Source organism: Vibrio sp. Vb0888 (genome assembly GCF_033338835.1).
Taxonomy (GTDB): domain Bacteria; phylum Pseudomonadota; class Gammaproteobacteria; order Enterobacterales; family Vibrionaceae; genus Vibrio; species Vibrio alginolyticus.
On record NZ_JAWOTL010000014.1, the window covers coordinates 86872 to 99433 of the forward strand.

The window sequence follows — 12562 nt, forward strand, 5'->3', positions numbered from 1 at the left end:
GCGCCAACATATAAAAGTAATATGAAAAGGTGGCGATACCGTTAAATATCGCCACCAAATCACCAATCAAAGCGGAACAACAATAATTTAGCTTAAAACCTTAGTTCACTAATCCATCGAACTGCGAACGTGCTTTGCTTTCGTTCTTGCTTCTAAGCTCTTTTCTGGCTTCACGAATAGCGTCAACTTCGCTTTCTATATACATATTAGCGTTAGGGTACAGTACCGACTTAAAAGCATTCGCTTCATCGAATATCGAGCGTCCCTCAGTGGTATTGTTCGTGATTAGCACATCGTGATCTTTACAAGAGCGATGCCTAATTAGAACAAGGCCACCAGCGTTAACGTGAACCTTTTTAGCTACGCGAGAAATGCCACCATTGTTGCCATCATAGGTATGGATAATAGCGACAATATCATTGTGTTCTTGACCGCGCTTTCTAAACTCAACGTCTGCATTGTCTTTGAAGTATTTCAATTCATTCAATGCAGTGTTTTTATTGTTAGTGAGCTGTTCTTTCTCATCTTCTGGAAGATCGTAGGAGAGTTTACGGTCGAGGTCGCGTAGGTATGCTTCAAGTCTTTTGGCTAGACGTGCACCAGTGACTTTCTGGCTGCTAGCTGCTTTATTAATTGTGATGTTAACGCGACGGACGTTCTCAATTACGGTCGTCTCTTTAAATGAGTTAGATGAGCTGTTGAAGTATTGAGGTGCGCGCTCTAAAAGCTCTTTATTGGCTGATTTCGCGGCCTCAATATACTCAAGTAAACGAGTGGTAGGATTACCACGTTTTACTACAGCTACGATGCGATCATTGAATAGTCCACTATCTTCCTTGCCATCTATTTGTTCGGAAAAAGTCGCGCGGTGCTTCAAGGCACGTTTTAGGCGCGCATCTGCCGTTTGTTTATTTGCAAGTAATTGATTAAGTGTTTCTATATCAATAGCTTTTAAATCTTTAATTTCAGTATTTTTTTTATTAATCATGGTGAACGGTTGCTCCAAATTACATTGGAGGATAAAGGTTACACTCCATCCCTGAGCGTATGCGAGTAACGAAAAACCCTACCTTTATCCTTGATGTGTAGCATACCGTTTTTGTGTTCGGAATTAAATAAAAAACGAACAGAAGAACGTTATAAGTGTTGCTTTTTAAGCGGAGAAGTGATCTCGAACGAAGTTTAATACGTCATCACGATTAATAGATAAATTGCATAGTGCGTTCGGATGCGATTGGATAAGATGCATCATGCAAATGTCGGTCGCGTCATCGAGGAACGAGCTGCTAAATACATCTAGGGACAGGTCACATCTATCTAGTATTTCGAGTGGAATTAATTGATTCAACGTGCAGTGCATATCTATATCTCTTAAGCCAATTGACTGGATAGCCAATACGTATATAGCTCTGATTTGGAAAGAGTTTAGGGGATTCTCGCCAACCGAGCTGATGTTCGCGGAGTATTATGAGACTGTGATCTTTGATTGTCTAGATATGCAAAATAATGCAAACATATCGTTACTAGCAGCTAGGTTTTGAGAACGTGACCTATACCGCATAATAATTGAGGATATGCATGTTTGTTCGTGTCGCGTGACGCCGTAACACCGTCATTATATTGCCACAGACGGGTAATTTTCGTGGCGAGTTTCAAAAAAACCTCTTTTAGTTTCAGTTCTGTCTAGAACTGAAACTAACTTAACCAATGTTTTGTCGTTGGTTATCGACGCAAAAAGACATAAAACCCAATAAAACCAACAACTTATCAAATATTTAAGATTGCTTTCTAATCCTGGCATTTTGTGTGAATGAACCTAAATATTCCATAGGAATATTGATGAAAAATGGCTTATTGCTGGTGGTGTTTTGAGCACTATTGCGTTATTTATCAAAAGTTGATTAATCGCCCGCTTTTGGAACTCTTTGTACTTTCAATAGAAGTATTCCGAACATGGTTGCAAAAGATATTCCTTTGGAATATATTGTGTTCCGAGCAAACACAGGCGTTTTGCCAAAAAAGGATCAGCAAAAATGTTTAAAAAAAATGAATTGGTGTCGCTTTCGGATGAATGGGCGAGCAAACGCAGTGCCATCCAAGAGCGTAATCATGACCTTATTCTTATCTCTCTGGATGAGCTAATTAATGAGTGTGGAGGCCAAGAGCAAGCCGCCGCTGTCATTCGCAACTTCTACGGCTTGCCTTGTGTGCAAGGCACGATCAGCAAGGCGCGAAAAGGTGCCAATGCCCTAAAGATTCGCTCTCAGCTTCGCTTTGCTATCAATACCATTAAAGAGCCTCAAAGTGTTCAAGCACAAACCAAGATGATTAACCACTTTGGCCGCCTACCTGTTCACCACGATTTTGTGTGTGTCGATGGGGAGCTCGGCTTGTTCTTGGGCTTTGGCTTGCTATCTCGAACCCTGCAAATTCAGGTGTTCGTTGGTGGTGAGTTTAAGACGGTTAATGCTAATGAAGTGGAGTTGATCTAATGGCTGCTTTCCCTGTGCGTGACTTAGACGAATTGGAAAAAATCATCCGTTTAATGGATGACATAAACCCGCTTATCTCGATGATGATTGAAATGGAGGTGCGTACAGGTTTACGTTATTGCGACATTTCGAAGCTAAAATTCAGCGAAGTGATGATAAATGGCGTGATTAGGTCGTCATTTACCATTGTGCAGTCAAAAGGCTTTAAAGGTCGTATGACCCGAGGTAAGAGTGAAAAGGCCGCTAAAGAAGCCGCCCGAATCACCATCCACGTTAACGCCGAACTGGAAGAACTTATTAAGCGTATCTACCTACACAATGGCCATAATGAATTGATGTTTCAATCCAATCACCACTTGGCCAAAAAGGGCAATGCGATCAGCATCCAGTACATCAACCGAGCGTATAAGCGCATAGCAATGGAGTTGAGGTTGCCATACCAGCTATCAACACACTCGATGCGAAAAATGTACGCCATGCTACTGCTTGAAAAGAAAGCCTCCTTGAAAGTGATTAAGGACGCGCTTGGTCATTCTAGTGTTGCCGTGACTGACCACTACTTAAGAACGTTCCACGATGAAGCGAAAGAGTACACAACAGGCATTTCATTAAAACCAAAGGCAGAATAAAGGGAGGGGAAATTATGTGTAAAGCTCTGATGAACGCGAACTTGCGAGTGAACGAATTTAAGCTTCGACAACAGGAAATTTCCCGACCCCCGATTCCGAATGAACTCAATCCAAAGGTAAGAGAATTAATGAAGCAAGGATTCAGTAAAAAGGCAATCAAGCTAGTGCTTGGTTGCAGCTATGATGACCTAAAGACTATCAATCTGTCGCATTAATTAGGAATATAAAAAGTATAGTTACGCTGTAACGTTATTCATTTGGCCAAGAAAGGGCAGCAATGGCCAGTTAAATCCAACCGAAAGGAATCGCATGTTTTGTTTTTTTGAGGGTTATAGAGTGTCAGAGTGTCGTAACGCTTATGCTTATTTCGTATCTAACACAGGCTATCGATTTATCACCAAGAAAAAGACTTGCTACGCCGTTAGTGTACCTAAGCCGGAGGGTGGTTATATTCGTCGTTCTGTCGGGTTTGTTCGCATTGGTGAAAAGAAAGGACTACGCAAGGCAACCAAAATACGCAATCAAATCGGCAAGGAACTATGGGGGCGTTGTTGGGATCGCGTTCGCAAGCAATTCAACTTACTGGCGCGATTGCCGAAAAGTCTCGATCCACGGTTAACTACCATTGATGGTAAGCAATACTATGTGGCGCGGTACACCAAGTACGATGAGAACGACCAGAAGCGCGAGCATTTCATTAAGGTAAGTGTGAGCGCTCATGGGAAATTGGCGGCATGGACTCTTGCTAAGAGAAAGTTACTCAAAGCTCACAGCGATGTGATGGACGTATTGTTGCACATTGAAAAGGTCAGCAACGTACAACTTAAATAGTGTTGCTGCCGTCTATATAAATTCCGAACACACATTATGATTCTTAACCTTATGGGTATAATCTACTCATAATGTAAACGTGACGTTTTAAACATACAAAAACGACGAGTTTGCATCGTGGCACAGATTACACCGATTAAATTATGTGAGTTCAAACGGCTCGTGGAACATGGCCACCAGCTCAATATCGTTGCTCAACAGCAAGCGATCGGCGGTTTTTTGGAGGGGGCGCCCGTTTCAGCGAAAAGCCCAACAACTAGATAGTGCTTTTGACTCAAGAAACTACCAATCGCATCACTTAAAAGTTAATTCAAAAAGGGGAAGAGCTTTGCTTGTAGGGGTCTGAAGCCCAATGGAACGAAAACGTACGCTAAGCAAAATCTTCCTGTTCTGACGGCTGTTTAAGCGGTCTTAACTCACCATTTAAAACCTGTTCGGTCAATGTAAATGAGTAATGCCCGTGCGACCTGAAGTCGTATGAAGCGTTGTTCACCACGATAAGAGTGAACCATCTGTATCACCAGATGACCCTAGGATCCTGAATAAAGCAGCGGATCTGACAATGTAACGAAATTTGGCCGTTAGGCTGAGTGGGAACAGAATCGTGAGAGGATGCTCCTCCTGAAAACCACAATTTGGGTAAGTGCTAGGGAGTCAATATGATGAACGTATGTGAATCCATTAAAGGTGCGTTAATCGATGAGCAGCGGAAGTGGTTAATACGCTGTAGCCAAAAGGCACGAGAGTCGGAAAGGAGTTGGGCATTGGCCTTTCGTGATCAAAGTACTCTCCGCACTAGAGTGGGCATCTAAGTTGACATTTTACGTAACATACGGAACAGGGTAAGCCTGTATCACTCCCTATGGGAAAGTCTTTGTGACCGATAGTGATGCAGGTACAGGAGGTCGGAAGAAGCAAAAGCTGCATTGTAACGATGCAGATACAGACTTGTGTCTGATCACGAAAGTGAGCCTACTTCCGACTGGTCTCCCGTTGCGAGAGAATTTGAAGAACTTCATTCAAGGAGAAATGCAAATGATGATTTCAAAAGAGATTAGTGCCTCTCCTGACAGCGCTCAATGGCAGTCGATAGACTGGAAATCCGTTGAATCGCATGTATTAAAGCTTCAGATGCGTATCGCAAAGGCAACACGAGAAGGTAAACATGGCAAGGCGAAAGCATTGCAGTGGATACTGACTCACTCGCGTTCAGCAAAGCTTCTTGCTGTTAAACGAGTATCGCAAAACAAAGGCAGTAAAACGTCTGGAATAGACGGTGTCATCTGGAACACAGACACACGCCGTATGAAAGCCGTGAATCAATTGAGTCGGAAGGCTTATCAAGCCAAACCTCTCAAGCGTATCTATATCCCCAAAAAGAATGGCAAACTCAGAGCATTGGGTATTCCATGCATGATAGACAGAGCGCAGCAAGCACTCCATTTACTTGCATTGGAGCCAGTGTCAGAAACACATGCCGACCCAAACAGCTATGGATTTAGACCAAACCGTAGCGCTGCTGACGCCGTCGATCAGTGCTTCAAATGTTTGGCTCTGAAGAAATCCGCAAAAATGGGTTCTTGAAGGAGACATTAAATCCTGCTTCGACAAAATCGGGCATCAATGGCTTATAAACAATATCGCTGTTGATAAACGTATGTTGGAACAATGGTTAAAGTCTGGCTTTATGGATAAAGGGCTGTTTTATCGCACTGACGAGGGCACGCCGCAAGGCGGGGTCATATCCCCGACCTTGATGCTAATGACTCTTGCTGGGCTTGAGCAGCAAATAAAGTCTACTGCACTCAAAAAGGGTGCTAGAGCTAAATTTATTGGATACGCCGACGATTTCGTCGTCACTTGCGCTTCAAAAGAAGTGTTAGAGAACGATATCAAACCGTTGATCGCTGACTTCTTAGCGGAAAGAGGCTTAACATTGTCCGAAGAGAAAACGCACGTTACACATATCGAAAATGGCTTTGACTTCCTAGGATTCAATCATAGAAAGTACAAAGGGAAATTGCTCATTAAACCGAGCAAATCCAATACATTGCTGTTCATGAGTAACCTGCGCGAACTCATCAAAAAGCACGCTACAGTCCCCGTGAACGATCTTATCAAACTGATAAATCCAAAACTACGGGGATGGGCTAACTATTACCGTCATTGCGTTGCTAAACAGGTATTCGGATATGTTGGTCACAAACTATTCTATGCATTATGGCATTGGGCAGTAAGGCGCCACCCGACAAAATCTAAGAAATGGGTAGCCCTTAAATACTTTATCAACCGAAAAGGCCAATGGCAATTTCACGGTTGGCAGAAGATCATGGATATGGATTGCCAATTCAACCTGTTCCAAATAGCCAAAGTGCCGATTGAGAGACATGTGAAGATCCGAAGTGCAGCTATACCATTTGACCCTCAATACCAAGAATACTTGGCTAAGAGAAAGTCAAAAAGGCAAGCTCGTAACTCTTGGAACGAACCTGCTCTCACTGCTTTATGAGTTGCTGGGTATCAAACGATGCCTTCGTGGAGGCTTGAGCCTAGTGCAGTGAAAGTTGCACGCTGGGTTCTTAGGGAGACGGCACTTGGTAACAAGTGTCGTCCACCCGACCAACATATTCACATGTTTATGGCTGAGTGGTGATAGTCTTGCAATGTCTTCATCTTTTAGTGTTTCACCTTGTCGTTCTACGTGCTCTAATGCAGCTTGCATATAGATGGTATTCCACAGCACAACGGCATTAGTGACTAAGCCAAGCGAACCCAATTGATCTTCTTGCCCTTCTCGGTAACGTTTGCGGATTTCACCGCGTTGACCGTGACAAATGGCTCTGGCAACGGCATGACGACTTTCGCCTCGGTTTAATTGGGTTAGTATTCTGCGTCGATAGTCTTCATCATCGATGTAATTCAGTAAATATAATGTCTTATTGATACGACCAGCTTCGATAATGGCCTGAGCAAGACTCGATGGTCGGTCACTTTTGAGCAACGACCGAATCAGTTCTGATGCCTGCACTTTTCCCAGTTTAAGAGAGCCTGCTATACGCATCATGTCATCCCAGTGAAGCTCTATTTTTTGTGGATTTACGCAGTTTCGTGCTAGCTCATCGAGTACACCGTAATCCGCTTCTTTATCTACGCGCCAAAATACCGATTCGCCTGCATCGGCTAACCTTGGCGAGAACTGATATCCCAATAACCAGAATAAGCCGAAGACCATGTCACTGGCTCCTGCTGTATCTGTCATGATTTCAGTAGGGTTTAATCCGGTTTGCTGTTCCAATAACCCTTCGAGTACGAATATGGAATCTCGTAGTGTTCCTGGTATAACGATTCCGTGAAATCCAGAAAACTGATCGGAGACGAAGTTATACCATGTGATACCACGGCTGGAGCCAAAGTATTTTCGGTTCGCACCTGAATTGACGGTTCTTATTGGTGTGATAAATCGCATCCCATCAGCAGAGGCAACTTCACCTCCGCCCAAATGCTTAGCTAGTGCAAGAGTAGACTGAAAATCGACCAGTTTCGCGTTGGCTTTTACTAACGTTTCAGCACGTAAATAATTTTGTTTAACCCAACTGAGTCGGTGTCTGGTTAAAGCAGGGATATGAGACTTTATCAGTGGCTCAAGGCCGATATTGCAAGGTTCGGACAGTAACACGGCGCAGATACTTACCGTTAAATCATTGGCACGTGCGTTAGATTCGCTAATATGAGTGAATTCATCGGCAAAGCCAGTATGAGCATTGACTTCAAGTAGTAGTTCTGTGAGGTCTACGGCAGGAAGTAACGCCTCAACTTGTTTGGATAATCCCTGTAAGCTCGGAGGGTTATCTAGTCTATCAATATTTGTGATGGTCAGAGCTGGTCGTTTCCCCGAGATATCAATATCCACCGAACCATTATCGTCAAAATTTGCGGCAACCTGATGATAGGTTGTATCCAGTTGCCTGACTAACGCATCGATGGCTTCTTTTGCGTTTAGCGGATGTCCCAGTGATCGACAGACCTGAATTCGGTTGGACTGCCACTCTTGCCCCTGCAAAAGTTTGGCTCTCGGATCGCCCCAGCGATCGCTGTTTTCGACATAGATATCTCGTCGGCGCAAGCTATCCTGTAATTTATCCAAAAAACACAGTGTGTAGCCTCGTTTAGTCACTCGACCACCTTTATCTAATACCAATCGCTTCCATGGATTAGATACGATATCCACTGGCGCATCATCAAGAATTTGTTTTTTTGAGTCGAGTAGTTGCGCTAAGTACTGGTGAACTTCAAGCGTTTTGTCTCCCGCAGGAGCGGCGGAAAATTCGATATCACGGAGCAGTTTTGGTAGAAAACGCCGAACTCGCCCGTACTGTTCAACCATCTCTTCATGAAAATTGTCATCATAAGGTCGGGCTAACTCGTGTACGGTAGAAATAGATTGCGCTAGCTTTTCCCGTGAAAATTTAGCAAAGATTGACGGACGTAGCGACTCATCATCTAAGTTGTCGTCTAGCAGCAGAGCACAAACTTTAGCTAAAGCCAGTGCAGATTTATCCAAATCTTTTAGAGTACGAAGACGCTTTTTCTGTCCTAATTTCTTCGCTTCGCCAGCGATATTTGTAATCAAAAGATCCAGTACATCCAACGCTTCATCTAATGCAATAATTTCATAGGCTTTCACAAAAGCCACGAGGATCGCAGTACGCTTAGTCTCCGGCATACGGCCTATTTTGTATGCCGAGATCATTCCAGCATGACGGGCAATATGTTTAAACCGGACGGGAGGAATACCAGTAAAATCCAGTTCAGTTATTCCATAGGTTTGAAGTGCTTTGTAACGTTCAATAGCCTCATTAAATGCAGGGCCACTGACATTGACCGGCCCCTTACGAAAACGGTCGAAGTGTGTTGTTCTGGCTGCTTCAGGAATTTGTAGTAAGGAATCCAACCTAGCTTGCTGATCCGAATTTGGGAGACTGGATAGTTGCTGCCACAATCGGTTTTCTGCTCGGTCTCTGATTTGTGAAATTAAACGGGTTAAAGTTGATGCGCCTGGTAAAAGGATTTTATGTTGGATCAGCCATCCGGTCGCTAAATCAAACAGTAAACTCGGGCGTTCATTACTGATCCAACTCCGGCTATAGAGAAGGCGGGATAACCGGAATGACCACGGCCAAACAAACTCACGATAACCATACTGATTGCGGATCAGAGCGGTATGCTCGCGGCGTGTGGTTTCGCGCTGAGAATAGTCAGACAAAATACCAATATTGGTTATATTCAGTTGCCTTGCGACAAACCATTGGGTATTCGTTGGGATTTGATTTAAATCGATCAAGAAAGTACCAAGAAAGCGAACACAACCTAATTGCAGCGCAACTCCAAATCGATTATGTTCACCACGTCTTTGTGTAATAAAAGCTAAGTCAGCCTCGTCCAAATGGAAGTACCGCGCCAATTGAACATCATTCGGCTCCCCATTAAATTGCCCGTAACTATTTTTTTGTTCAGTGGTTAAAAAATCTACGGGCATAGCCAAAACCTCTTATTGGTTACACAAACTCAAATCAGTGACGTATTGTTTTCCCATTTCCGGCATGTAAGCCATGAGGAATTTTAATAAATATCTGGATGGAAATGCCGCAATGGTTCCATTTGCTGATGAAGAATACGGATTATGTAAATACTATGAGGTTGTGGGCGATAAAAAATAGCATGTTTATGGTGATCGTGGCGGCGAAGCCCTTCGGCAATTTCGGGGCACTCGTAACCCATCAAAGGTTGTTCTGCAAGCGTTAGCAAAACGTCATGCATACTGTCTGTATAAGCATCCGCTTGCTCTATGCCAAAGTTCAATAGGGTGTATTCAAAGATATGCTCAAAGTCTTCTGCGGCGAGGTTGGAAAGTTTATACATTGTGTCTCTGCTTTACTTTAGTCGCAATGTCATGAAGTGATAATGAGCATTGACCACTCTGCTCTCCGGCTTCAATCGCCATTTTTAGAGCCGTGGTTTGTTTCTCTTGCCTTTCGAGTAGCCGCAATGCAGAACGAACTACTTCGCTTGTTGAGCCATAGCGACCAGTCGCTATGAGTTGGCCGACAAACTCATCTAGCTGAGACCCAATCGTAACACTAGTTGTGCGTGACATATTTCCACCTACATGTGTGAATAATTAACACACCAATAATAGGTCAACTAAAATTCAAAATCAAATCACGATCTTCGTATGACAATGAAGTATACTTATAAGTCACACGTAAAAATTGACACGAAAAGTAGATTTGTCATAACCTATTTGTCACACTTGTTTAGATCATAATCTAAATGTCACTTTGAGGGGCTTATGTACATCTTTGGATACTTAAGAGCATCAACCTCTGATCAGAATGCAAAACGTGCTCAAGGTGCTTTACAGGAGTTTGCACAGCAAAAGGGCTTTCGAATAGCAGGTTGGTATATTGAGAATGAATCGGGAGCCTCATTACAAAGACCTGAATTACTCCGATTACTTGATGATGCTGCAATTGGTGATGCGATCATAATAGAGCAAATTGATCGTCTTTCTCGACTTGATGAAGAAAGTTGGTTCAAATTAAAAGAAATGCTGAACCAAAAGGAACTTAAGGTAATCAGTATCGATTTACCAACTAGCCATATCGCTTTTGCGCCACACATTCCCGACGAGTTCACTCGTTCGATGATCAGGGCTATTAATGGGATGATGATGGATATGCTCGCTGCAATTGCACGAAAAGATTACCAAGATCGACGGCGGCGGCAAGCTGAAGGGATCATGAAGGCTCGAGAAGAGGGAAAATATCGAGGAAGACAAGCAGATCTCCAGCTTCATGAAAAAATCTATCAGTTAAGAGTTATCAATGGGTTAAGTATCAGTGATACCGCTAAATTGACGAATGTGTCCACTAGAACGGTAATTCGGGTGGCTAAGAAGTTAGCAAGTGAGCGTTCATTGGGATAAGAAGCTTAACGTTTCTGTTCCTTATGGGCTTTAGTCCCCTAAACAAGAAATGCCCCTAAATCATTCAGAGCTTATACTCTACAATATCTAGGAGCGTGCGTTTTCCCTACCAAATCTAATCCGACGAAAGAGGATAAGACCATGCTCATTTGGGGTGTGAGCAGGTTGAAAATCGTGTTTCTCAGAATCCGCCGGAGTTATCCGAAAGTTTCGGCAATTTCCGACCTTCACATTAGCGAGGCTAGGCAGTTTCTTAATATGACTGTCCTCGCTAATTCTCTAAAGGGCCTTGAGTTACGATAATTAAGAGAGCCAATGTGTAATTGACTCTCAAAGTTATGTGAGAGGCGTTTAGTATAGTGATTGAACCGGTTCATCCCCAAATCATTGATTTAATAGAGCCAATGATTCATCCGATAGGTGTTGAGTGATAAGCACTGTCAAGTTACTTTTGGGTCTTGAGCACGCCACGTAAAAGAGATTTCGATTTCTTTCTAATGCACCTATTCTGTTTGCTGGACATGTCGTATGCAACCACGTAAGTAATTGATCCCAGTTGTATAAGTTCCACCCTCTGCCAAAACAACTAGAACATTGTCAAACTCTGCACCTTTCACTCCGTGCTTAGTGGAAAATGGTGTGTGTGAAATATAAACATTTTGACAATCAACTATGCATTGGATATCTTATCCAGCGGCTATATGGCAGCCAGCCCACTCCAAAGGCAAACTCCAATATTGGAACCATGAACATATCTATCGTTTTAGCTGATCTTATTTTGATAAGCGGAATGACTGATGATTAGGAGTGAATCTAAAGGTTAATCCGTGTAGGAATAAGACCATGACTAAAATTGCCCGACCATCCATTTCTAAAGTGAAATCTCGTGCTAAAGCTATCAAAAAAGAGAAGAAAATCGGTCACATGAAAGCACTTGAAGTTGCCGCTCAAGAGATTGGTTATCCATCTTTCCATGCTTTAGATACCTACCTGAAAAGACTCAAACAAAACGACTTTAGCGCTACCATCAATCCGTTTAACCCTGACTTGCAAAGTTCCTTACTTGTAGTGTTCAACGATGATTTGGAGCTTTTTGACTACAAAGAGGTTGAAGGTGATTTCATCACGGCTAGAAAGAGCTTCCAAGAGGAATACTTAAACAAAGGCTTCGCTGAACGTATCGGTGCACGTTTGCTCACAGTAGATGAATTACAACAACGTGGTCTAATCGCTCCCGGCGGGTCGGAGAATGGCGACAAAGACTATCTGCATGATTGGGGCTATATCTGCATTGAGTTTGTCAGAGAGAAAGATAACCCGTGGACAATCGAAGATGCTGAGAAGCTTGTGATTGAACAAGTGGAGAGCGAGATTGGACGCAATTACCGAGAGTTCTTCTATCTAGACGGCAAGCTAATTAACAATCATATTTCCAGAGCGTGGGACGCTGAATGGGATAATTACGTGGACGTTGATTACCATCCTGCAATAGATGGCTATTAAATGAATCGTAACTCCCAAAGATAACAGTCACTGGCCACAAATATGGGCTTTGTTGCTTAAATCGATGGAACTAAATCAAGAAGCTACGATCTGATCGGCTACACCCATTAATCGTCGTAGCC

9 protein-coding genes and 1 pseudogene are annotated in these 12562 nt (G+C 43.1%); 6 read left to right on the top strand and 4 right to left on the bottom strand.

Annotation, left to right across the window (positions count from 1 at the left end; genetic code table 11):
• Window positions 1-100 precede the first annotated feature (100 nt).
• On the bottom strand, window positions 101-988 hold the full coding sequence (locus R7P72_RS18280; protein ID WP_017634088.1) for a hypothetical protein: 888 nt from the start codon (window positions 986-988) through the stop codon (window positions 101-103).
• Between the two features lie 1045 nt (window positions 989-2033).
• On the opposite strand from R7P72_RS18280, the gene R7P72_RS18285 reads away from it, so the two are divergent.
• The 4 genes and pseudogenes from R7P72_RS18285 (at window position 2034) to ltrA (ending at window position 6461) form a co-directional block, all read left to right on the top strand.
• Window positions 2034-2492, top strand: coding sequence for a hypothetical protein (locus tag R7P72_RS18285; protein WP_213986484.1), 459 nt, complete (start codon window positions 2034-2036; stop codon window positions 2490-2492).
• Window positions 2492-3121 carry a tyrosine-type recombinase/integrase gene (locus R7P72_RS18290; protein WP_213986485.1) on the top strand — a complete coding sequence of 210 codons (630 nt, stop codon included), beginning with the start codon at window positions 2492-2494 and terminating at the stop codon, window positions 3119-3121. The genes R7P72_RS18285 and R7P72_RS18290 overlap by 1 nt, the downstream gene beginning before the upstream one ends.
• 309 nt (window positions 3122-3430) lie before the next feature.
• Window positions 3431-3952, top strand: a complete 522-nt coding sequence (locus R7P72_RS18295; protein ID WP_213986486.1) for a Fe3+-citrate ABC transporter substrate-binding protein — start codon at window positions 3431-3433, stop codon at window positions 3950-3952.
• 1035 nt (window positions 3953-4987) lie between these two features.
• Window positions 4988-6461, top strand: a pseudogene (gene ltrA / locus R7P72_RS18300) (group II intron reverse transcriptase/maturase).
• Here the strand turns inward: ltrA and R7P72_RS18305 are convergent.
• The 3 genes from R7P72_RS18305 to R7P72_RS18315 all read right to left on the bottom strand — a co-directional run bounded on the left by R7P72_RS18305 (window position 6456) and on the right by R7P72_RS18315 (window position 10106).
• Window positions 6456-9488, bottom strand: coding sequence for a Tn3 family transposase (locus tag R7P72_RS18305; RefSeq protein ID WP_318110739.1), 3033 nt, complete (start codon window positions 9486-9488; stop codon window positions 6456-6458). The pseudogene ltrA and the gene R7P72_RS18305 sit on opposite strands and share 6 nt — an antisense overlap.
• An 83-nt stretch (window positions 9489-9571) precedes the next feature.
• A complete protein-coding gene (locus tag R7P72_RS18310; RefSeq protein WP_016151372.1) occupies window positions 9572-9871 on the bottom strand; it encodes a type II toxin-antitoxin system RelE/ParE family toxin in 300 nt (99 codons plus the stop codon).
• Window positions 9864-10106, bottom strand: coding sequence for a type II toxin-antitoxin system ParD family antitoxin (locus tag R7P72_RS18315; RefSeq protein WP_016151373.1), 243 nt, complete (start codon window positions 10104-10106; stop codon window positions 9864-9866). Before R7P72_RS18315 ends, R7P72_RS18310 begins: the two co-directional genes overlap by 8 nt.
• A gap of 195 nt (window positions 10107-10301) precedes the next feature.
• On the opposite strand from R7P72_RS18315, the gene R7P72_RS18320 reads away from it, so the two are divergent.
• Window positions 10302-10937: a recombinase family protein gene (locus tag R7P72_RS18320; protein WP_031847521.1), complete on the top strand. Its 636-nt coding sequence runs from the start codon at window positions 10302-10304 to the stop codon at window positions 10935-10937.
• A gap of 843 nt (window positions 10938-11780) precedes the next feature.
• Window positions 11781-12440 carry a hypothetical protein gene (locus tag R7P72_RS18325; RefSeq protein WP_025590370.1) on the top strand — a complete coding sequence of 220 codons (660 nt, stop codon included), beginning with the start codon at window positions 11781-11783 and terminating at the stop codon, window positions 12438-12440.
• The last annotated feature ends 122 nt before the right edge of the window (window positions 12441-12562 follow it).

Coding starts and splice junctions, on each gene's coding strand:
- R7P72_RS18280 (WP_017634088.1), bottom strand. CDS start 988: ATGATTAATAAAAAAAATACTGAAATTAAAGATTTAAAAGCTATTGAT.
- R7P72_RS18285 (WP_213986484.1), top strand. CDS start 2,034: ATGTTTAAAAAAAATGAATTGGTGTCGCTTTCGGATGAATGGGCGAGC.
- R7P72_RS18290 (WP_213986485.1), top strand. CDS start 2,492: ATGGCTGCTTTCCCTGTGCGTGACTTAGACGAATTGGAAAAAATCATC.
- R7P72_RS18295 (WP_213986486.1), top strand. CDS start 3,431: ATGTTTTGTTTTTTTGAGGGTTATAGAGTGTCAGAGTGTCGTAACGCT.
- R7P72_RS18305 (WP_318110739.1), bottom strand. CDS start 9,488: ATGCCCGTAGATTTTTTAACCACTGAACAAAAAAATAGTTACGGGCAA.
- R7P72_RS18310 (WP_016151372.1), bottom strand. CDS start 9,871: ATGTATAAACTTTCCAACCTCGCCGCAGAAGACTTTGAGCATATCTTT.
- R7P72_RS18315 (WP_016151373.1), bottom strand. CDS start 10,106: ATGTCACGCACAACTAGTGTTACGATTGGGTCTCAGCTAGATGAGTTT.
- R7P72_RS18320 (WP_031847521.1), top strand. CDS start 10,302: ATGTACATCTTTGGATACTTAAGAGCATCAACCTCTGATCAGAATGCA.
- R7P72_RS18325 (WP_025590370.1), top strand. CDS start 11,781: ATGACTAAAATTGCCCGACCATCCATTTCTAAAGTGAAATCTCGTGCT.